The sequence below is a fragment of the Pseudomonas sp. BN102 genome, assembly GCF_029871245.1.
Taxonomy (GTDB): domain Bacteria; phylum Pseudomonadota; class Gammaproteobacteria; order Pseudomonadales; family Pseudomonadaceae; genus Metapseudomonas.
On record NZ_SSON01000075.1, the window covers coordinates 398,956 to 420,027 of the forward strand.

Consider the following 21,072-nt stretch of genomic DNA (forward strand, 5'->3'; position numbering starts at 1 on the left):
CTTCTTGTTCTCCCGTCAGGGTCCTTGAGGGCTGCATCCGGCTCAGGCAGTCCGCTGCAGCTTACGTACCGACCGGATTCTGCGGTGCCTGCATTTCCCGGCATCGTCTGATCGGACGATGGCCCTGGCCGGTGTCGCGGTTCTACTGCACGGGAGCACAACGACAAGGAGCGTCCGAGGGTGATCCGCGTATGTGGTGAGAATCCGCACGCCCCCGGGCGCATCGCTCTGGTGCTGGACGCGCTGGACAGGCTCTACTTGCCGGTCTGCGCCGCCCGCGGCTTGACCCTGGATCAGCGCTGGGTGTCGCCACCGATGGCGGTGCCGGGGCTGCCAAACACCCTCCGGCTGCTTGGCCGGGATGCCTCATACCCAGAAAACTGACCGGGAGACTCGCATGCGCGCAGTGGTCATCGAACGCCTTGGCGGAGCCGAGGTGCTGCAACTGAAGGAAGTCGAACGCCCGCAACCCGGCCCCGGCGAAGTGCTGGTGCGGGTGGTCTGCGCCGGGGTCAACCCGGCGGACTGGAAATGCCGCGAGGGTTATCTCGGCGCCTTCCTCGACTACCGCTTCCCCTTCGTCCTCGGCTTCGACCTCGCCGGCACAGTAGCCGCCCTGGGGGAAGGGGTGGACGACCTGTCCCTGGGCAGCCGGGTGTTCGCCCAGAGCGACGTCGGCGCCGGCAAGTGGGGTTCCTACGCCGAATACGCCTGTGTATCCCGGGCCTCCCTGGTGCCCATGCCGGACAACCTCGACTTCGCCGCCGCGGCAGCCGTGCCCACACCAGCCCTGGCGGCCTGGGCGGGGTTGTTCGACGAAGGCGGCCTACGCCCGGGCATGAAAGTGCTGATCCACGGTGGTGGCAGCGCGGTAGGCGGCTTTGCTATCCAGTTCGCACGCTGCGCCGGTGCGCGTATCGCCGCGACTTGCAGTGAGGACAACCTGTCGCATGTGCAGGCCCACGGTGCCGAGTGCGCGATCGACTACCGAGCCGGCTCGATCGAGCAGGCCTTGCTCCACTGGGCGCCGGAAGGCGTCGACCTGGTGCTCGACTGCATTGGCGGCGGCAGCTTGCCTGGCGCGCTGGATCTGCTGCGCCCTGGCGGCATCCTGGTGGCGATTCTCACCCTGGCGCCGGGCGATGCCGGGCCTGACCACGCCGCCGCCGCCCGGCGAGGTCTGCGTACCGCCGTGGCCTACAGCCGCATGCCCAGCGGTGAAGCCCTGGGGCGGATCGCCGCGCTGTTGGCGGCCGGGCGCGTGCGCCCGCCACGGCTGGAGCTGCTGCCCCTGGCCGAGGTGGCAATCGCCCATGAACGCCTGCAACAAGGCCGGGCACGTACCAAACAGGTGTTGCAGGTCGCCGACTGAATCAGGCCGGCCATCGTCCGAGCGGACGATGGCCGGGCCCGGCGGAACAGCTCTACTGGCCAGACAGAACAAGAACGGGAGTCCATGATGGTCATTCAACAGGGCCAGGTGGCGGTAATCACCGGCGCTGCCGGTGGCATCGGCAAAGGTCTGGCGCAGGAGGCGGCCGCACTGGGCCTGCGCCTGGTGCTCAGCGATATCGACGGGCAGCGCCTGGCCGCGTTGGCGCAAGAGCTGGCTGCCCAGGGCTCCCAAGTCGCCAGCCTGGTGGCCGACGTCGGCGACCCGCAGCAGGTGGACAACCTGCTCGCGCTGGCGCAGCAGCGCTTCGGCGGTGTCGACCTGCTGTTCAACAACGCGGGCGTGATGCAGACCGGATTCAGCTGGGAAATCACCGCGGTCCAGTGGCAGCGCATGCTCGACATCAACCTGCGTGGCGTCATCAATGGCCTTCGCAGCTTCGTGCCGTTGCTGCTCGAGCAGGGGCGCCCGGCCCATATCGTCAATACCGCCTCGCTCGCCGGGCTGATCAGCAGCCCGATGATGGGGCCGTACACCGTGACCAAGCAGGCGGTGGTCGCGCTCTCGGAAACCCTGCACTACGAACTGGCCATGCTCCAGGCGCCGGTCACCGTCTCGGTGCTCTGCCCGGGGCCGGTCGCCAGCGACATCATGGCTTCCAACCTTGCCGCCGGCGCCGCCGCAGAGCAGCTCGACGCCCTGCTCGACAGCAGCATCCGCCAGGGCATGGCCCCGCGCGAGCTGGCACGGGAGGTCTTCGCCGGCATCGAGGCAGGGCGCTTCTGGCTGCTGCCCCACAAGAACTTCAAGCCGGCGCTGGAACGGCGCCTGGCCAGCATCCTCGACGAGACCAACCCGGTCTTCCAGATGGCCGACGCATAAGGAACGCCTCCATGCCCCTCGACGCCCAGATCGCCGCTGTACTCCAGCAGTTCAGCGGAATGCCGCAGCCGGACTATAGCCAGCTCGACCCCGTCCAATACCGCCAGTTCAGCGACAACCTGATGCCGCCCATGCCTGGCGAGCGTCTGTTCGAAGTGCGCAACCTGCGCCTGGCCGGCGCCGAGGGCGAACTGGACGCGCGCCTCTACCGCCCGGAAGACAGCGACGACCTGCCGCTGCTGGTGTACTTCCACGGTGGCGGCTTCGTCATCGGCAACCTCGATACCCACGACAACCTCTGCCGCAGCCTGGCCCGCCTGTGCGGCGCCGTGGTGGTTTCGGTGGCCTATCGCCTGGCACCGGAAAGCCGCTTCCCGGCCGCCCCCCACGACTGTTACCGGGCCACCTGCGACCTGGTAGAGCGCGCCAGCGAACTGGGCTTCGACGCCAGCCGGCTGGCCCTGGCCGGCGACAGCGCCGGCGCCAACCTGGCCATCGCCGTGAGCCGCCTGGCGCAGATCCGCAAGGGCCCGCGCATCGCCTACCAGTGCCTGTTCTATCCGGCCACCGACGCCCGTTGCGACAGTGCCTCCCAGCAGGAATTCGCCGAGGGTTACTTCCTCACCCGTGAGCAGATGCGCTGGTTCTGGAGCCAATACCTGGCGCGTCAGGAACAGCGTGACGAGGCCTTGGCCTCGCCCTTGCGCGCCGAGGACCTCACTGGCCTGCCGCCCACCACCCTCATCAGTGCCGAATATGACCCACTGCGCGACGAGGGCGAGGCCTTCGCCCGACGTCTCGAACAGGCCGGGGTGAAGACCCGGCTGGAACGCTGCGAAGGCATGATCCACGGCTTCATCAGCATGGCTGCCTTCGTCGCCAAGGCCCAGGCCGCCCTGGAGTCCGCCGCCGCCGACCTGCGCCAGGCCCTGAGCTGAAGGAGCCCCCATGGACAGCCCGCAACGACTGATCGAGGCCATGGCCAGCGGCGCCATGCTGGTGGTCACCGACGACGAGCAGGAGGGCGAAGGCTCGCTGCTGATCGCCGCCGGCCATGCCGATGCCGCCGCCATCAACTTCATGGCCCGCGAAGCGCGAGGGCTGATCTGCCTGGCCCTGACCGAGGACCGCTGCAGGGCCCTCGGCCTGGAACTCATGGTGCCCAACTCGCGGGCCCGCCATGGCATGGGTTTCACCCTGTCCATCGAAGCACGCACAGGGGTTTCCACCGGGATTTCCGCCGCCGACCGCGCGCGCACCGTCGCCGTGGCCGTGGACCCGGCCAGCGTTGCCGCCGACCTGGTGCAGCCCGGCCATATCTTCCCCCTGCGCGCCCAGCCGGGTGGCGTGATGCAGCGCGCCGGCCATGTGGAGGCGGCCTGCGACCTGGCGCGCCTGGCCGGGCTCATGCCCGCCGCCGTGCTGGTGGGCATCCTCGACGAGCAGGGCGAACCGGCGCGCGGCCAGGCCCTGCGCGACTTCGCCGAGCGCCACGGCCTGCCGCTGGGCAGCGTGGCCGACCTGATCCACTACCGCATCCTCCACGAGGGCACCATCCGCCGTTCCGGCGAATACCCCATCCGCACCCGCCACGGCGACTTCCGCGTGATCACCTATCTGGATGACTACCAGGGCCACTTGCACCTGGCGCTGGTGCGTGGCGAGGTGCGCCGCGACACGCCGACCCTGGTGCGGGTGCAGGCGGTGGAAACCCTGCGCGACCTGCTGGGCAGCCATCCCGACCAGTGGAACCTCGACCGCTCCCTGGCGCGAGTGGCGGAGGAGGGCGCCGGTGTCGTGGTGCTGCTGGCCCAGCAGGAAACGCCCTGCGCGGTTATCGAACAGCTTCAGCAGCGGGCCGGGCAAAGGCCACGCCCGCCGGTATTTCCGCAGCGTACATTGGGCATCGGCGCGCAGATCCTTCGCGATGTGGGCGTGCGCAAGATGCGCCTGTTGAGTTTCCCCGTGAGCTACAAGGCCGTTTCCGGCTTCGAGCTGGAAGTCGCCGAGTTCGTCCCTTTCGAACCGCAGGAGTGAGCATGAGCAACGAACTGGACAGGCTATTGAGCCCCGCCAAGCTGGCCGGCCTGACTTTGCGCAATCGTGTCATCAAGACCGCGACCTTCGAGGGGATGTGCCCTGGCGGCGTGCCGGGCGACGATCTGGTCAACCACCATGCCGGCATGGCGCGCGGCGGTGTCGGCTTGACCACAGTGGCCTATTGCGGCGTGTCGCCCGATGGCCTGACTTTCCCCGACCAGATGTGGATGCACAGCGGTGTGTTTCCGCAATTGCAGCGGTTGGCCTCCGCCGTGCATGCCGAAGGTGGTGCGGTCTCCGCACAGCTGGCCCACTGCGGCTATTTCAGCCGCAACAAGCCGCGCAGCATTCCGCGCCCACGTGGCCCCAGTGCCTGCATCAACCAGTACGGCGTGTTCTCCGGTGTGCCCTTCGGGGGCGCCATGGACAACGCCGATATCAACCGGACCATTGCCGAGTACGCGGCAGCCGCCAGCTTCGTGCGCGATGCCGGGTTCGATGCCATCGAAATCCACATGGGCCATGGCTACCTGCTCAGCCAGTTCATCTCGCCGTTGCTGAACAAGCGCCGCGACGCCTACGGCGGCAGCCTGGAAAATCGCATGCGCTTTCCGCTGCAGGTGCTGGCGGCGGTGCGCGCGGCGGTCGGCAAGGACTTCCCGCTGCTGGCCAAGCTCAACCTCAGCGACGGGCTGGCAGGCGGCCTGGGAATCGAGGAATCCTGCCAGGCCGCGCAGCTGCTGGAGCAGGGCGGGCTGAATGCCATCGTCATGAGCGGCGGTCTGGTCAGTCGTACCTCGATGTTCCTGTTCCGTGGCGAAAGCCCATTGCAGTACATGGTGCCGCTGGAGAAGAACCCGTGGCAGCGTACGGCGATGAAGTGGTTTGGCGGTGCGAGCTTCCCGTCGATGCCGTACGAGGAGATGTATTTCCTCGAACTGGCCCGCCAGATGCGTCGCGCCGTGAGCATACCGCTGGCCTACCTCGGGGGCGTGGCCACCGCGCAAAGCATGGGACAGGCCATGGCCGAAGGCTTTGACTTCATCGCCATGGGCCGCGCCCTGCTCAATGATTCGCAGTTGTTGCAGCGCGTCCGCGAGCAGGGTGAGGGCTGGATTAGCCCTTGCACCCACTGCAACCAGTGCGTGGCTAGCATGGCCTTGCCCGGTGGCATCCGCTGCACCCTGAACCAGCCTGGTGCTTTTGGCTGAGTGGGCGCCAGCTCTTTTGTAGGGGCGAATTCATTCGCCAACCGGTCCGCAGGACCGGCCCTCGAGCTGGTTCGGGGATGCTTCGCATCCCTTGGCGAATGAATTCGCCCCTACAAGGACCGAGCCCCCATCGAACACTGAACTAGAAAGGAACAGCACATGTCCCGCGAACGACAGGATTTCCCCGAAGGCATCGCCCTGGTGGTGGGCGGCAGTGGCGGGATGGGGCAGGCGATTTGCGAGCGTCTGGCCGAGGCCGGCACTGACGTCGTGCTCACCTACCACCGCAATGCCGAACGGGCGGAGTCCGTGGTGGGCGCGGTGCGCGAGCGCGGTCGTCGCGCCGAGGCGGTGCAGCTGACCCTCGGCGATGAAGCCGCTGTCAGCGCAACCTTGCAGCAGCTCACCGCAGGCCGGCGCATCCACACCCTGGTCATCGCCTCCGGCTCGGATATCAGCCAGCCGAAGATCGGCGAGCTGACTTTGGCGCAGTGGAAGCGGGTGATCGATGCCGACCTCAACGGCTTCCTCAACCTGGTGCTGTGCTTGCTGCCGCACATGCGTGAGCAGGGCGGGGGGGCCATCGTGCATATCAGTTCCGCCGGGCTATTTCGCTGGCCGGAGGGCGATGTGCTCTCGGTGGCGCCCAAGGCCGCCATCGAGTCGCTGATCCAGGGCATCGCCAAGGAGGAAGGCCGCCACGGCATCCGTGCCAACAGCGTGGCCATCGGCGTGATCGATGCCGGCATCTTCCACCGCCTGTGGGCGGACGGCACCTTCGACGAAAAATGGAAGGACGCCGTGCAGGCCAAGCTGTGCATCAAGCGCTGGGGCATGGCCGAGGAAGTGGCCGAGGCTGTGGCGTTCCTCGCCTCCCGCCGTGCTGGCTACACGACCGGGCAGATCCTGGCGGTGGATGGCGGTTACGGCGTCTAGGCGCAGGGGGGAGTGCCACACGCGCTGCGCTTTTACGTAGGTTGTGGCTGAGCTACGCGAAGCCCGACGGTGCGGACCTGATGCCGCGCGGTGTTGGGCTTCGCTGCGCTCTGCACCAACCTACGGGACCTGTGAAGCGACCTTGAGCTCCCCACGAACCCGCAACAAAAAAAGCCCCGCATCAGCGGGGCTTCTCTTCGATCACCGGAATCTCAAGGCGTCACACCCTGCAGCATCAACTTCGCCTGGGCCTGCACCAGCGGCGAGGCGGTGTAGTTGCCGTCAATGGGCGTGATCACCGCCTTGCCCAGGGACAGTTGGTAGGCGTCGCCTTGTTTCTGCTCGGCGGTGGGGGCGGGCGGCGGGACCAGGTTGACCCGCACCACGCCATCGGCACCCTGCTGCGGGGCGAAGACCACGTTGCCCCAGTCGCCGATGGGGGCGAAGGCCACGCCAGTCACCTGGCCGGCTTCCAGCGCCGGGTAATTGATGTTCAGCCCAGTACTGCCCGGGAGGCCGATCACGTTGGTGTCGCAATAGGCCTTGGCCTTGCCGCCGCTCTTGCTGCACAGGCGCCTGGCCTCGGCGCCCATGGCGACGGCGCGGTCGATTACGCGGGTGGCGAAGCGCGCCGTATCGTCCATGGCATTGAGGGTTTTCAGGTAGCCTGCCTGCGGATCCTGGGCGATCAGTTGCAGGTCGATGGCGGTGGACACGGCCACGGCCGGCACGCCCTTGAACATGGCGCGCACGGCGGCGTTGACGGTACCGGACATCTGCGTCAGCGGACCGACGTTGTCGCCGAAGTTGGTGCCGGAGACCACCAGGTCGGGGCGGTTGTCCTTGAGCAGCAGGTCGAGGCCGACGTTCACCGCGTCCACCGGAGTGCCGATGGCGGAGGTCTTGCCGGCCGGCGGGGTATAGCCGGCGGGGGCGCCGACGCAGTACTTGCCCTGGGCGAGCTGGGTGATGGCTACGGCCTGGCCGGGCACCACCACGCTGGCGGCGCCGATGCCGCTGCTGTCGTTTTGCGGACCGACCAGGGTCACCTGGTGGCCGGCGGCGATCAGGGCCTGGTAGACGGCGTCTATGCCTGGTGCACGGCAGCCGTCGTCGTTGGTGAGCAGGATGTTCAGGGCGCTGGCCTGGAGCGAAAGGGACAGGGCGGCCAGGCTGATGGCGGATTTCAACAGCGTGTGCGTCATCTCGTTTCCTCTATTGAGAGAAGGGAACCTTGGGTCGACTGCTGGCTGAACGAAGGCGGTTTTCGGGGACACAAAAAAGCGAGGCCCGGGGGCCTCGCTCGATCAGGGCGCTTATTTACCCAGCTTGCGCAGGTTGGCGACGGAGAAATAGTCAGCTTCGTAATCGCTGTTGTTCAGCTTTGCCGGCGGCTTGCCGTTGAGCAGGCGGTCGGTCAGGTAGGAACCGGCGATCAGGTCGTGGAAGATCGCCACTCGGGCCTGGAAGCCTTGCAGATCGTAGGCGTAGGCCGTGGTCTGCATGTTGCTGCGCCAGAGCTGGCCCTTGCCGTCGTAGTTGTCGGCCATCACGGCGATCCAGGAGTCTTCGTCGATGTACAGCACACGCTTGCCATAGATGTGGCGCTTGCCGGGCTTGAGCGTGGCTTCCAGGACCCAGACACGGTGCGGCTCATAACGCATGTAGTCGGGGTTGACGTGGCCGTTGGTGGACAGCAGGTCGTCGAGCTTCAGGCTCGGGTCGTCGAGCTTGTAGTTGTTGTACGGGATGTACATTTCCTTCTTGCCCACCAGTTTCCACTCGTAGCGGTCCGGGGCGCCGTTGAACAGGCGGTCCTCGTCCATCACGCGGAAGCCGCCGGCACCGAACGGGGTGTCATAGGCCACGGTCGGCGCGCGACGCACCCGGCGGTTGCCCGGCAGGTACTGCCAGGACTGCGACGGCGAGGAAATCGGGTCGGTGAAGGTATGGGCGAGGATGATCTCGCCTTTCTTGCGGGTCGGCTCCAGGGTCTGGACCAGCGCGAAGGCTTGCTGGCCGCCAAAGGACTCCACGGTTTCCTTGGGCGAGTCCCACACCGAGAGGATCTTGTAGTCCATGGACTCCAGCGAGCGAGTGCCATTGGAGAGGGTCAGCGCCATGGTGTAGATGGCGTCTTCCTTCCAGGCGCGGGCCGGGAGGTTGAGGTTCCACATCAGCTCGTAGCCGTTCTTCGGGATCGGGAAGGGCGAGGCGCCGATGGCGTTGACCACACCGTCGCCGCCGCTGACCAGCTCCGCGCTGGTGGCGTTGGCGAGGGTGCGCTGGTGGACCCGGTCGGAGTAGCGGAAGTCGCGGTGGCTCGCATAGACGGGGATCTTGAAGGTGCTCTTGTAGCGCTGGAACAGCGCCTTCTGGCCCTCGGAGAGCTTGTCGGCATACTGCGCCATGTTATCGCCGGTGATGACGAACAGCGGCTTCTCACCGGCATAGGGGTCGCCGTAGGCAGTGCCCGAGCCGCCGTAGTTGACCTGGGGCGGAGCCCCCAGCCACTTTCCGCTCCAGGCAGGAATGCTGCCGTCGGCATTGCCGGCTGTTTCAGCACCCATCGGCGTGAGGTCGTTACCCAGGCGTTTGGCCTCCTCCGGGCTGACCTTCGCCAGGACCGGAGCGCTGGCGAGGGCTGCGGCGAGAACGCCGGCGAGGAGCGGGGTCTTGTTGTTCGTGCGCATCTTGAGTCTCCTGCGGCAGTGGATCAGAAGCTGTACTTGACGTTGATGCCGACGTTGTCGCGGTCAGCGAAGGGGGTATCGCCGGCATCGCCGAGGAATGCGTTGTAGCGGGCCTCCAGGGTCAGGTTGTTGAGGTAGCGCCAGGTGGTGCCGACGCCCAGGCGATGGTCGCCTTCGCCCATGCCGAAGGTGCCCGGCAGGGATGAGTCGCCACCCAGGTTCTGGCTGAAGATCAGCGGCACGGTGAGGTCCCAGCCGTTGAAGATGTTCAGGTACTCGAGCGACAGGTTGAGGGTGTAGCCCCAGGAGCTCTTGTCGAAGTAGAGCTTGTCGGTGTTCGGCGTTGTCAGCGGGAAGGCGCCGCCGGCACCGTCCGGCACGAAGGCGGTGAAGCTATCGGCGCGGTCGTTGTCGAGCACCTCGTTGTATCCCAGCTCGCCGATCAGGGTGGTGTTGTCGGCGATCGGCAGGGTTCCGAACGAGTGGATAAAGGACACCTGCGCCTGCATGGTTTCGGCACGCACGGGGTGCGGGACCAGGCCGGTATCGACCAGCACCGGTTGGCCGTCGCGGTAGCTGATTTCGCCGCTGACGTTGGTGTCGCCGACCACGGTGGAGAAGCTCGCGCCGTAGAGGTCGATGTTGTCGAAGTAGCGGACCTGGTAATTGGCGGTGTTCCAGTCGGTGAGGAAGTCCAGCTGCGGCGCCTTGTCGTGGAAGCGCACGTAGTAGAGGCCGAACTCGGTGTTGTTCAACGACTCCGCCACGTAGTTCAGGGCTACGCCGTATTGGCCGCTGTCGCTCGGCTCGTCGTCCGACAGCCGACGGGTGATACCGAAGGCATCGGTGAAGCCACCTTCATCCATCTGGTCGGTGACGGAGAAGAAGCTGCCGACACCGTCGATTTCGGTCTTCTCCCACTTGTACTGGTAGTAGGCCTGCAAGCTGAGGCTGTCGGTCAGGTCGATCTGGCCGAATACCTGGCCTACCGGCAGGAAGAGTTCCTTAAGCTCCACGCCGGGCGTGTTGGCCTTGGTGGCATCCACCGGGGCCATGGCGCCGGATATGCCGTTGCCGATGAACAGACTCTCACCCCAGCTCACGACCTGGTCGCCGACGCGCAGGTTCAGGTTGTGCCCGCCGAGGTCCCAGGCGCCATAGACATAGGCATCGAGCAGGCGGATGTCCTTGCCATGCTGGTCGATCGTGTCGTGGGGGAAGTGGTTGGGTTGCGAGCAGCGGCCGCCGGCGAAGCAGTTGGAGGTGCCGGTGCGGTTGTCGTTGCTGCGGTTGTAAACATCGTCGTAGAAGCCGCTGGCACGCATGAACAGACCGAAGTCCTGTTGCCAGTTGAGGTTCATCTCGGTCAGGAAACTGGCCCGGTTGGTGATCAGGCTGCCCTTGTCGAAGGCGTTGTTGCCGTCGTCGATGTTGGCGATGGCCGGGTTCGGGAAACCGTTGGACAGCGCGTGATCGCGGGACTCGGTACGCCACGCGAGGCCATAGGTGAGCGTGGTGTTCCAGTCAATCTTGAGGTCTTCGTTGGGCTGGAACGACAGCGCCTGGACCTGGCTTGCGCAGCCGGTGGCCAAGCCAAGCAGTGCAACGCGGATCGCGAACTGCAAGGGATTACGGGGTTGGCGTCTTGTTGTTCTTATCATCATGTCGCTCTCGGCGTCGCTGGGCACAGCTCGGTTCGCCAGGCCCAAGGTTGAGTTGAGTGTGGCGACGTGACTATGTGGTCGCGTTCGAGGCACAACATCGTCCAAAAAGACTATCCATCAGCACTTGCACTCCGAACGGGCTGAGCGGTCGGTTGGCGCCGTCGCGCTTAGTCCCAACGGACGATGTTGTGTGTTGGGGGCGCACTGAGAATCCGGGCTGATTGCGCACCACGAACAACAACAAGGGAGCAAGCCCGATGAGCGCGAATAGCCCGCAATGGGATCAAAGTTGCGACGTACTGGTGGTGGGTTCGGGAGCCGGTGCGATGACCGCCGCGCTGCGTGCCCACGACCTTGGACTGCAGGTGCAAGTGATGGAGAAGAGCGACCGCTTCGGTGGCACCTCGGCGATTTCCGGTGGCGGCATCTGGATTCCCTGCAACCACCGCATCGCCGCAGTGGGCGGCCAGGATTCGGCCGAGGAGGCCGTCCGCTATATCCGCGCCGTTACCCATGACGAGATCGACGACGGCCGCATCGAAGCCTATGTCGAGCATGGCCACCGGGCGATCGAGTACCTCGAACAGCACTCCCGCGTACGCTTCGAAGCGCAGGCGGCCTACGCCGATTACTACCCGGAAGTGGAGGGTGGCAAACCCGGCTACCGCTCCATGGACCCGCTGCCGTTCGATGCCCGTGAGCTGGGCGAAGAGTTCCAGCGCCTGCGCGAGCCATCCCCTGGCACGCTGATGATGGGCCGCATGACCATGACCATGAAGGAGGCCAGGGTGCTGCTGTGCCGGGGCCCCGGCTGGGTCGGGCTGACCTTGAGGGTGCTCTGGCGCTACTGGCGCGACCTGGGCTGGCGCCTGCGTTCCAGGCGCGACCGCTTCCTCACCCTGGGCAATGCCCTGATCGCCGCTCTGCGCTGCTCGCTGATGGACCGCCAGGTACCGCTCACGCTCAACTGCCGGCTGGAGCGCCTGATCGAGGAAGACGGTAGGGTCGTCGGCGCTGAAGTCGTTCGTGATGGCGTGCTCCTGCGCATCCAGGCCCGGCGTGGCGTGGTGCTGGGGGCCGGTGGATTCGAGCGCAACCAGGCGATGCGTGCGCAATACCACCCACAGCCGTCGCGCAGCGACTGGAGCGCGACGCCGCCCTACAACACGGGTGATGCGATCCGCGCGGGCCAGGCCCTGGGCGCCAGCACGGCGCTGATGGGGCACAGCTGGTGGGCGCCGACCACCCATGTCGAGGGTGAAGAGAAGCAGCGCGCACTGTTCGTCGAGCGCACGTTGCCCGGTTGCATCATGGTCAACTCGGCGGGCCAGCGCTTCGTCAACGAGGCTGCGCCCTACACCGACATCGTCTACGCCATGTACGAGAGCAACCGCGAGGGCGCGACCAGCGTGCCCTGCTGGCTGATATTCGATGCCGACTTCCGCCGCAAGTACCCCTGCGGAGCCCTGTTGCCCGGCTACGCCATGCCCGACAGCCGGCTGCCCAAGCACCTGCACAGCTACTTCCACAAGGCCGACAGCATCTCTGAACTGGCTTCGATGATCGGCGTCGATGCCAGTGGCCTGCTGCGTACCCTGACGCGTTTCAATTCCATGGCCGAGGCGGGCAAGGACCTGGATTTCAACAAGGGTGATTCGCTGTTCGACCGCTACTACGGCGACCCGACGATACAGCCCAACCCCTGTCTGGCGCCCCTGGTGAAGGCGCCGTTCTACGCGGTGAGGATCGACGCCGGTGACATCGGCACAAAGGGTGGCCTTCTCACTGACGTGCAGGCTCGCGTGCTGCGCGAGGACGGCACGCCCATCGCAGGTCTCTATGCGATCGGCAACACCGCCGCTTCGATGATGGGCCGCACCTACCCGGGCGCCGGCTCCACCATCGGACCGGCCATGGTCTTCGGCTTCCGCGCGGCCGAGCACATCGACAGCACTGCGCCTGCAGGAGCGAATTCATTCGCGAAACAGGCCGAAGGCCTGTCCTCCTGAATCCGGGGCCGCCTGGCGGCCCTTCGCGAATGAATTCGCTCCCACAACGACAAACAACAAGAGGTAGACGAGATGATCGATTTCGCAGGCAAGACCGTCTTGGTCACCGGCGGTGGCGTTGGCATCGGGCGCGCCGTGGTCGAAGCCTTCGCCCGCGCCGGTGCCCGGCTGGCGGTCGCCGAAGTGGACGCCGAGCGTGCCGCCGCCCTGTGCGACTGGCTGGCCAGCCAGGGCGGGGAGGCGCTGGTGGTACAGGCCGATGTCACCGATGGGGCCCAGGTGGCCTCGCTGGCCGAACAGCTGGAGGCGCGCTTCGGCGGGCTCGACGTGCTGGTCAACAACGTCGGCGACTCGCTGATGATCGCCAAGCCCTTCGATGCCTACAGCGATGACGACATCGACCGGCTCTACGCCGTCAACCTGGGGCACGTGTTCCGCGTGACCCGCGCCATGCTGCCGCTGCTGCGCCGCCAGGGCGCGGGCGGCAGCATCATCAGTCTGTCCTCCATCGAAGCCTTCCGCGGTATTCCCAACTGCAGCGTCTATGCCGCGTTCAAGGCCGCCATCGGCGGCTTCACCAAGAGCCTGGCGCTGGAGCTGGGACCGGTGGGCATCCGCGTCAACCAGATCGCCCCCGAGTCGACTGAAACCCCGCAACTGCCCATGTCGCTGATGATCGCCCCCGAGCACCGCGCGCAGATGCCGAACTGGATTCCGCTGGGCCGCTTCGGCCAGCCGGAAGACATGGCCGGAGCCGCGCTGTTCCTCGCCAGTCCGCTGTCGGGCTGGGTCACCGGCACCACCCTGCATGTGGATGGCGGCGCCCTGGCCGCAGCGGGCTGGTACCGCGATCCGAAAGGCACCTGGACCAACGTGCCGGTGATTACCGGCAACGGTTTCAATTTCTGAGCCTCCAGCATTCGCTGACTGCAAGAAGGAACCCCAGATGAACGCGAAGAATAACCAAGTCGCCGTGGTCACTGGCGCCAGCCGTGGCGTCGGCAAGGGCATTGCCATCGCCCTTGGTGCGGCGGGCATGACCGTCTACCTGAGCGGCCGCTCGGCCACCCAGAGCAACAGCCAGCTGCGCGGCAAACCCTTGCCCGGCAGCCTGGCGGAAACCGCCGAAGCCGTGACGCGCGCGGGTGGCAAGGGCATTGCCGTGCCCTGCGACCACCGTGACGACGAACAAGTGCGCGAGCTTTTCGCCCGTGTCGAGCGCGAGCAGGGCCGGCTGGATCTGCTGGTGAACAACGCCACTTACATCCACGAGAACCTGATCGATCCGGGCCCCTTCTGGCAGAAGCCCCTGGAGATGGTGGATATCCTCGATATCGGCCTGCGCTCGTCCTATGTCGCCAGCTACCACGCCGCGCCGCTGCTGGTGAAGAACGGCCACGGGCTGATCGCCTTCGTCTCCTCCTTCGGTGCCGGCTGCTACATGCATGGCCCGGCCTACGGCGCGCAGAAAGCCGGCGTCGACAAGTTCGCCGCGGATATGGCTATCGACCTGGAACATACCGGCGTCGCAGCCGTATCCCTCTGGCTGGGTCCGCAGCGTACCGAGCGCACCGCCATCGCCGGAGCGGAGCGTGCCGATCAGTACGAGGAATTCCTCGCCATGGCGGAGACCCCGGAGTTCAACGGCCGCGTGATCCACGCGCTGCTGAACGACCCGGAACTGGCCGCGCGCTCCGGGCAGACGCTAATTACCGCCGAGCTGGCCGCCGGCTATGGCATCACCGAGGACGCCGGGCGCCAGCCGCCTTCCTACCGCGACATGCTCGGCGCACCCCGTGTGCAGCACCCCGCGCGGGTGATCTGAACCGACCATCGCCCGGAGTGCTCCGGGCGCTTCAACCACGGGGCTGGAAGGGCCCCATGCAAGAGTGAGGATGCGATGAAAATTCTGGTGATTGGCGGGACCGGCCTGATCGGTGGCCATGCCGCGCTTTACCTCAAGACCCAAGGCCATGACGTGACCATTGCCGGGCGCAAACCAGCCGCAGCGGGCAGTGCCTTGGCCGACCTGACGCAACTGCAGGGCGACTACGTCGCCGGCAATTTCAGCCGTGATGACCTGGCCGGCTTCGACGCCCTGGTGTTTGCGGCCGGCAGCGATATCCGTCACGCGCCCCAGGGTGGCGACCTCGACGCTCACTGGCAGCGGGCCAACGTCGAGGCCATCCCGCGATTCTTCGAACTGGCCCGCAGCGCGGGCATCCGCCAGGCCGTGTTGGTGGGTAGCTTCTATCCCCAGGTGGCGCCTGAGCTGATCGAGAGCATTCCCTACGTACGGTCGCGCCATCTGTCGGATCAAGGCGTACGTGCGCTGTCCACGCCGGACTTCCGTGTGTGCAGCGTCAACGCGCCATTCGTGGTCGGCGCGGTACCGGGGCTGAAAGTCGACATGTTCGAGGCCTACACCCGTTATGCCGAGGGCAAGTTCGCGCCGCTGCCGTTCTATGGTCCGGCCGGCGGCAGCAACTTCATCTCCACCCGTTCGCTGTCCCAGGCGATCCTCGGCGCGCTGCTGCATGGCGAGTCCGGCAAGGCGTACCTGGTGGGGGACGAGAACCTCAGCTACGCGGAGTACTTCCAGACCTTCCTGCGCGCCGCCGGCAACGATGCCGAGGTCCCATCGCTGGACCAGGAACACCCGCTGCTGCCGGACATGGCCCTCTATACCGGCCGTGGCAATACCGTCCGCTACGAGCCAGATGCTGCCGAGACAGCATTGCTGGGGTATGTGCGCAATGACATCCAGCGCGCGGTGAATGAGGTGGTGGCGCAGTATCGGGCGTGATTGCCTGAAACTGCCCTCTCCCCCAGCCCCTCTCCTCTTTAGGGAGAGGGGCTGGGGGCGAGGGAAGCATCCGCTGGCACGGAACCCAGCAACCACACAAACCCGCCAATCCTCACTGAACAAGAAGGCCCGCGTACGCGGGCCTTCTTGCATCCACTTCGCCAGTCAGATCGGCGAACCGGGCAGGCCCTGGTAGTAGAAGCCGGCCACCATCCCGCCATCCACCGACAGCTCGCTGCCATTGCAGTAACTGGCCTCGTCGCTGGCGAGGAACAGCGTGGCGCGGGCGACTTCCTCCGGCGCGCCGATGCGCTGCAGCGGCACCATGCGGTATTGCTCGGCGAGCGCTTCCCTCGGCGAGCCAGTGGGGTTGGACATGACGGTATCCACGCCACCCGGATGCACCGAGTTGACCCGCACGCCATGCGGACCGAGCTCCAGCGCCGCGACCTTGGTCAGACCGCGCACGCCCCACTTGCTCGACACATAGGCCGCCAGGGCATTCACCCCGCGCAGGCCATCCACGGAGGAGATGTTGACGATGGAGCCGCTGCGCTGCTCGCGCATGATCGGGGCCACGCTGTGGATACCGAGAAAAGTACCGGTGAGGTTGATGGACAGGGCGCGCTCGAACTGAACCTTGGACAGCTGTTCGATGGCGCCGAACACCAGCACGGCGGCGTTGTTCACCAGCACGTCGATACGGCCGTGGCGCTCCAGGGTCTCGCCGACCAGGCGTTGCCAGCCGTCTTCGTCGCTCACATCCAGGCAGCGGAAACTGGCCCTGTCGCCCAGTTCCGCGGCCAGCGCCTGGCCTTCGCTTTCCAGCAGGTCGGCGATGACCACAGTTGCACCTTCCTCGACGAACAGTCGCGAAGTTTGCGCGCCCATGCCGCGCGCGCCGCCGGTAATGATGGCGACCTTGTTTGCCAAACGTTGCATGCGTTTCTCCTTGATTAACCCCAATAGGCCTGGCCGCCATCCAGCGGGATGGTGGCGCCGGTCAGGTAGCGGGCGTTGTCGCTGACCAGGAAGGCCACAGTGCGGCCGATGTCGTGTTCACAATCGCCAACCCGGCGCAGCGGAATGCTGCTGAAGAAAGCTTCCGCCTCTACCGGGTTGGCCTCGATCCAGCCACGCAGGCCGGGGGAGAGGGCGTGGGGGGCGATGACGTTGACGCGGATGCCGTCCACGCCCCATTCGCAGGCAGCCGCGCGGCTCAGGGAGCGGATGGCTTCCTTGGTCGCGGCATAGTGGCCGTAGCCCGAGGCGTCCCAGCGCACGGCGGCGGAGGAGGCCAGGTTGACCACGGAGCCTTCGCCCTTGAGGTGCGGGTAGCAGGCGCGCATCAGGCGCAGGGTGGCCATCGGACCGGAGTCGATGCCCTTCATGAAGGTTTCGTCCGTCACCTCGAGGATGCTGCCCAGCGGCACGATGTGGGCGTTGTTGACCAGGATGTTCAGGCCGCCGAAGGCCTCAACCACCTGGGCGACGCAGCGGTCGATGTCCGTCTGGCTCATCACGTCGCACGCGACCGCCAGGGCGGTACCGCCGCGACGGCGGATCTCCGCGCAGGTTTCTTCCAGTGTCGCGAGGGTGCGGCCGGCCACGGCGACCTTGGCCCCCTCGGCGGCCAGCGAGTAGGCGATACCCTGACCGACGCCCTGGCCGCCTCCGGTCACCAGGGCGACCTTGTCTTGCAGCATGCTCATGCTTGTGTGCTCCCGAATCAGTTGGATTAACCGGCGATGCCGGAAATCGTCTGCGCGTTGTCGATGCGCAGTTCGGCGCCGTTGACGAAGCGCGATTCGTCCGAGGCGAGGAACAGCACCAGGTTGGCCACATCCTCCGGCATGCACATGCGCGCCATGGGGTTGTCGCCGATGCCCAGGGCCACCGGATCGAGGTTGGGCACCAGCGACTGGGTCATGGGCGTCCAGATGCCGTCGGGGTGAATGGAGTTGCAGCGGATGCGATAGCCGCTGTTCTTGCAGTGCATCGCCACGTTGCGGGTCAGGGCGGTGACGGCACCCTTGGAGCCGGTGTAGGCGCACATGGGCGGCAGACCGCCAAGGGCGGCGACCGAGGACATCATGATGATCGAGCCGCCGCTGGCATTGCGCTTCATCGCTTCGATGCCGTATTTGCAGCCGAGGAAGTAGCCATCGGCGTTCACCCGCATCACGTTGCGCCATTGCGCCAGGCTGGCCTCCTCGATGGTGCCGAGGGGGCAGATGGCGGCGTTGTTGACCAGCACATCGAGGCGGCCGAAGGTCGCCAGGGTCTGCTCGATGGCGCGCTGCCAATGCTGTTCTTCGGCTACATCAAGTTCGACGAACAGGGCCGCGGCGCCAATCTCCGCTGCCAGGGCTTCGCCGGCCACGCGGTCAATGTCGGCGAGCACCACGCGGGCGCCTTCGGCGGCCAGCAACAGGGCATCGGCCTTGCCGACGCCGCTGGCGGCGCCGGTAATCAGTACGACTTTGTCTTGCACGCGTTTCATGCGGGGCTCCTTGGGGGTTCCTGGCCGGCCAGGGCGGCGCGCAAGGCGTCTTCGCCGTAGATGGCCGAGATCAGATGGTCCAGTTGCGGATTGCGGCGCAGTTCATTTCCACCGTCGATGGCCAGGCTCTGGCCGGTGGTCCAGCCTGCCTCGGGGCCGGCCAGGTAGCGCACGGCCCCGGCAATGTCCTCGGGCTTGCCGAGACGGCCTAGAGGCACCTCGTCGAGGAAGGGCTGGCGCAGCTCGGAGTTGCTGAACAGGTCGCGGGTGGCTTCGCTGTGGAACAGGCCCGGGCGCACCGAGTTGACGCGGATGCCGGCACTGGCCAGTTCTTCCGCCGCACAGCGCACCAGGCTTTCCAGGGCGGCCTTGGCGGTGCAGTAGGACGACAGCCAGCGGAAGGTCATCTGCGCAGCGGTGGACGAGATGCAGACGATGGCGCCGCCGCCGTTGCGGGCCATCAGCGGGGCGCCGTGGCGGATGGCGAGGAAGGCGCTGATCAGGTTGGTGTTCAGTTCGGCGCCGAAGCTGGCCGCGTCATGCTGCAGCAGCGGACGGAAGCCGCCGCCTCCCACCGTGGGAACCAGGATATCCAGGCGCCGCTGCAGGCCGTAAGCCTGGTCCAGGGCGCGCAGCAGATCGGCCTCCTGGCAGGCGTCGCCGGCGCAGCATTCGACCTGGGCGTCGGGCACCTGCTCGAGCAAGTAGGCGCGCGCCTCGGCCAGCGCTTCGGCGCGACGCGCGGTCAGCACCACGCTGGCCCCATCCTTGATCAAGGCCAGGGCACAGGCCTTGGCCAGGGCGCCGGTACCGCCGGTGATCAGGGCGGTCTTGCCTGCGAGGGGCGCCTTCATGGCGTGGCCCCTTGCAGCGGCAGGTCCTGGCTCCAGTCCAGCAGCAGCTCACGCCGGGAGATGTGCCACAGGCCGTCGATGTAGACGAAGCGATCCAGGTAGCGGATACCCCAGTCGAGCTTGCGGGTGACGCCATCGGCTTCGTACAGGTGGTTGGCGACGCAGTAGGTTTCCGCGCTCGCCTCCAGTTCGTCGACTTCGGCCAGGTGGTTGTGGACGTGGTGCTGGGTCAGGCTGAAGCGACCCAGGCCGTTCATGCCCGCGACGATGGCGTCGACGCCGTCGAAGCTGAATCCGGGCCCTTTGAGGTTTGCGTCGGGTGTGAACAGGCGGGCCAGTGCGGTCCAGTCCCGTTTATCCACCGCCTGTGCATAACGACAGACGAGTTCATAGAGCGCTTGCTTGTGCGATGCCTCGGACATGCCATGAGCCTCCTTGTTTGGCCTGCGCAGTTGCAGGTGCGGGGAAGCTCGCATCGCCGGGGCAGAGGGGCATCGGCCGATCGGACTATTGCCCGCAGCGCGGGGCGCTAGTCCCCTCGGACGATGAGCGACCGGGGAGCGCCGGCTAGGTTGGGCGTTCCCCTTACATGGAGCAGCAGAGATGGCCGACACCATTGAAACCCTTCTGGAAATCGAGCAGATCAAACAGTTGAAGTACCGCTATTTCAGGGCGATCGACTGCCATGACTGGGCCTTGTTCGAAACCTGCGTGGCCGAGGACGTGACCACCGCGCTGGACAGCGGCAAGTACGCCTTTTCCGGTCGCGCCGGGTTTGTGGCGGGCCTGCGCGGGCTGATGGACCGGCCGACCCTGCTGTCCAAACACCAGGGCCACCACCCGGAGATCGAGTTGGTCGCACCAGATCGGGCCCGGGGCACCTGGTACCTGGAGGACCACGTGATCGACCTCGAGAACAGCTGGATGGTGCATGGCACGGCCTTCTACCAGGACGAATACGTCAAGCGAGACGGGGCTTGGCAGATACTCTCCACCGGATACCGACGCGTGTTCGAAACCGTCACGGCGCCTATCCCGGAGCAGTTCAAGGTCATTTCCAGCTGGTTTGGCCTGCCCGACTGAGTGGACAGCGCCGGCGGTTCAGCCGGCGCGCAGTTCGCGGATGCCCTTGCCCAGCCGTTTGCGCAGCAGGGTGCGCAGGGTCACGCCGTCGGCGTAGCCCACCAGGGTGGCGACCTGGTCGACGCTGTGCTCGCTGGTCTTGAGCAGGTGCACGGCGCGCTCGATGCGCAGGTCCTGGACATAGGCCAGGGGCGTCTTGCCCAGCACATCGTGGATGCGCCGGGCGAGCGTGCGCTTGCTGGTGGCCAGTTCCCGGGCTGCCGCATCCAGGTTGAAACCTTCCACGAGGCGCTCGCGGACCCAGCGGTCGAAGCGCTGCACCAGCGGGTCGGCATGGGCCAGGTGATCGGAGAGGGCATAGGCCGACTGCGAGGGGCGCGAGTCGACGATCAAATAGCGCGCTACAAGGGCCGCCAGTTCCGGACTGGTCTGGCGAATCAGCCAGAGGGTCAGGTCCAGGTGGCTGAGGGCGGCGCCGGCTGTCACCAACTGGCCGGCGCTGACGATCATGCGCCCGGCGTCCAGCTGCACCTGTGGATAACGTTGCCGGAACAACGGCGTCAGCCACCAGGTGGTGGTGGCTTCATGGCCATCCAGCAGGCCGGTTTCCGCCAGCACAAAGGTGCCGATGCAGGCGGCGGCGATACGCGTTCCGCCGGCAGCCCAGCCGCGCAGGGCGCTGACGGCGTCGGCCACGTCCGGGCGCGCCAGGGCCTGCTGCAGTGGCTCGGGCATCTTGTAGCCCATGGCCGGGACTATCACCCAGTCCGGCGCCGGGCAGTCGCCTACCGGCCGTACCGGCACGCCGAAGCCCAGGGAGCTGCTCACCTCGGGCCGTACCCCGGCCAGGGCCAGCTCGAACTGCGGACAGGGCAGGCCATGCAGGGTGGACAGTTCGTTGGCGGTGGTCAGGGCGTCGAGCACGGCGGCGAGGCCGGTGTCGAAAACCCCTTCGAGGGCGAGGACCGTGATCTTCATGGCGCGATCGCTACCAAAGT

General features: G+C 66.5%; 21 protein-coding genes. 12 read left to right on the top strand and 9 right to left on the bottom strand.

Translation table 11 applies throughout. The annotated features are described in order from the left end of the window. Positions 1-180: 180 nt before the first annotated feature. The 7 genes from E8F12_RS23105 to E8F12_RS23135 all read left to right on the top strand — a co-directional run bounded on the left by E8F12_RS23105 (position 181) and on the right by E8F12_RS23135 (position 6,462). Positions 181-384, top strand: a complete 204-nt coding sequence (locus E8F12_RS23105) for a hypothetical protein (protein ID WP_280327495.1) — start codon at positions 181-183, stop codon at positions 382-384. A gap of 13 nt (positions 385-397) precedes the next feature. After that, positions 398-1,372 (top strand): NADP-dependent oxidoreductase, encoded by a 975-nt coding sequence (locus E8F12_RS23110; protein WP_280327496.1) that lies wholly within the window; start codon positions 398-400, stop codon positions 1,370-1,372. An 87-nt stretch (positions 1,373-1,459) separates the two neighbouring features. Further along, complete coding sequence (locus E8F12_RS23115; RefSeq protein ID WP_280327498.1) at positions 1,460-2,275, top strand: SDR family NAD(P)-dependent oxidoreductase; 816 nt, start codon at positions 1,460-1,462, stop codon at positions 2,273-2,275. A gap of 11 nt (positions 2,276-2,286) precedes the next feature. Beyond that, on the top strand, positions 2,287-3,213 hold the full coding sequence (locus tag E8F12_RS23120) for an alpha/beta hydrolase (protein ID WP_280327499.1): 927 nt from the start codon (positions 2,287-2,289) through the stop codon (positions 3,211-3,213). 10 nt (positions 3,214-3,223) lie between these two features. Next, the gene (ribB, locus tag E8F12_RS23125; protein ID WP_280327501.1) at positions 3,224-4,312 is read left to right on the top strand and encodes a 3,4-dihydroxy-2-butanone-4-phosphate synthase; all 1,089 of its coding nucleotides are present in this window, start codon (positions 3,224-3,226) and stop codon (positions 4,310-4,312) included. 2 nt (positions 4,313-4,314) lie between these two features. After that, positions 4,315-5,526, top strand: a complete 1,212-nt coding sequence (locus E8F12_RS23130) for an NADH:flavin oxidoreductase (RefSeq protein ID WP_280327502.1) — start codon at positions 4,315-4,317, stop codon at positions 5,524-5,526. 159 nt (positions 5,527-5,685) lie between these two features. Continuing rightward, positions 5,686-6,462, top strand: coding sequence for an SDR family NAD(P)-dependent oxidoreductase (locus E8F12_RS23135; protein ID WP_280327504.1), 777 nt, complete (start codon positions 5,686-5,688; stop codon positions 6,460-6,462). Positions 6,463-6,674: 212 nt separating this feature from the next. Here the strand turns inward: E8F12_RS23135 and E8F12_RS23140 are convergent, their stop codons facing one another. From E8F12_RS23140 to E8F12_RS23150, 3 genes are all read right to left on the bottom strand, one after another. Then, a complete protein-coding gene (locus E8F12_RS23140; protein WP_280327505.1) occupies positions 6,675-7,667 on the bottom strand; it encodes a 5'/3'-nucleotidase SurE in 993 nt (330 codons plus the stop codon). 111 nt (positions 7,668-7,778) lie between these two features. After that, complete coding sequence (locus E8F12_RS23145) at positions 7,779-9,155, bottom strand: DUF1329 domain-containing protein (protein WP_280327506.1); 1,377 nt, start codon at positions 9,153-9,155, stop codon at positions 7,779-7,781. A 23-nt stretch (positions 9,156-9,178) separates the two neighbouring features. Further along, a complete protein-coding gene (locus E8F12_RS23150; RefSeq protein ID WP_280327507.1) occupies positions 9,179-10,780 on the bottom strand; it encodes a DUF1302 domain-containing protein in 1,602 nt (533 codons plus the stop codon). A gap of 296 nt (positions 10,781-11,076) precedes the next feature. Between E8F12_RS23150 and E8F12_RS23155 the strand changes: the two genes are divergently transcribed. From E8F12_RS23155 to E8F12_RS23170, 4 genes are all read left to right on the top strand, one after another. Then, a complete protein-coding gene (locus E8F12_RS23155; protein WP_280327508.1) occupies positions 11,077-12,828 on the top strand; it encodes an FAD-binding protein in 1,752 nt (583 codons plus the stop codon). A 72-nt stretch (positions 12,829-12,900) separates the two neighbouring features. Beyond that, positions 12,901-13,737, top strand: a complete 837-nt coding sequence (locus E8F12_RS23160) for an SDR family NAD(P)-dependent oxidoreductase (protein WP_280327509.1) — start codon at positions 12,901-12,903, stop codon at positions 13,735-13,737. Between the two features lie 37 nt (positions 13,738-13,774). Beyond that, positions 13,775-14,653, top strand: coding sequence for an SDR family NAD(P)-dependent oxidoreductase (locus E8F12_RS23165; RefSeq protein WP_280327510.1), 879 nt, complete (start codon positions 13,775-13,777; stop codon positions 14,651-14,653). A 75-nt stretch (positions 14,654-14,728) separates the two neighbouring features. Further along, the gene (locus E8F12_RS23170) at positions 14,729-15,634 is read left to right on the top strand and encodes an NAD-dependent epimerase/dehydratase family protein (protein WP_280327511.1); all 906 of its coding nucleotides are present in this window, start codon (positions 14,729-14,731) and stop codon (positions 15,632-15,634) included. A 165-nt stretch (positions 15,635-15,799) separates the two neighbouring features. Here the strand turns inward: E8F12_RS23170 and E8F12_RS23175 are convergent, their stop codons facing one another. Genes E8F12_RS23175 through E8F12_RS23195 form a run of 5 tightly spaced genes read right to left on the bottom strand, consistent with a single transcriptional unit; the run spans position 15,800 to position 19,413 of the window. Then, positions 15,800-16,576, bottom strand: coding sequence for a glucose 1-dehydrogenase (locus E8F12_RS23175; RefSeq protein ID WP_280327512.1), 777 nt, complete (start codon positions 16,574-16,576; stop codon positions 15,800-15,802). A gap of 14 nt (positions 16,577-16,590) precedes the next feature. Next, positions 16,591-17,346, bottom strand: coding sequence for an SDR family oxidoreductase (locus tag E8F12_RS23180; RefSeq protein ID WP_280327513.1), 756 nt, complete (start codon positions 17,344-17,346; stop codon positions 16,591-16,593). A 26-nt stretch (positions 17,347-17,372) separates the two neighbouring features. Further along, positions 17,373-18,137, bottom strand: coding sequence for an SDR family oxidoreductase (locus tag E8F12_RS23185; protein WP_280327514.1), 765 nt, complete (start codon positions 18,135-18,137; stop codon positions 17,373-17,375). After that, positions 18,134-18,991, bottom strand: a complete 858-nt coding sequence (locus tag E8F12_RS23190) for an SDR family oxidoreductase (RefSeq protein ID WP_280327516.1) — start codon at positions 18,989-18,991, stop codon at positions 18,134-18,136. Before E8F12_RS23190 ends, E8F12_RS23185 begins: the two co-directional genes overlap by 4 nt. Beyond that, positions 18,988-19,413, bottom strand: coding sequence for a nuclear transport factor 2 family protein (locus E8F12_RS23195; RefSeq protein WP_280327517.1), 426 nt, complete (start codon positions 19,411-19,413; stop codon positions 18,988-18,990). Before E8F12_RS23195 ends, E8F12_RS23190 begins: the two co-directional genes overlap by 4 nt. Before the next feature lie 181 nt (positions 19,414-19,594). Here E8F12_RS23195 and E8F12_RS23200 point away from each other — a divergent pair, with 181 nt between their 5' ends. After that, positions 19,595-20,074 carry a nuclear transport factor 2 family protein gene (locus E8F12_RS23200; RefSeq protein WP_280327518.1) on the top strand — a complete coding sequence of 160 codons (480 nt, stop codon included), beginning with the start codon at positions 19,595-19,597 and terminating at the stop codon, positions 20,072-20,074. Positions 20,075-20,092: 18 nt separating this feature from the next. Here the strand turns inward: E8F12_RS23200 and E8F12_RS23205 are convergent, their stop codons facing one another. Then, positions 20,093-21,052 (bottom strand): helix-turn-helix domain-containing protein, encoded by a 960-nt coding sequence (locus tag E8F12_RS23205; protein ID WP_280327519.1) that lies wholly within the window; start codon positions 21,050-21,052, stop codon positions 20,093-20,095. Positions 21,053-21,072: the final 20 nt, after the last annotated feature.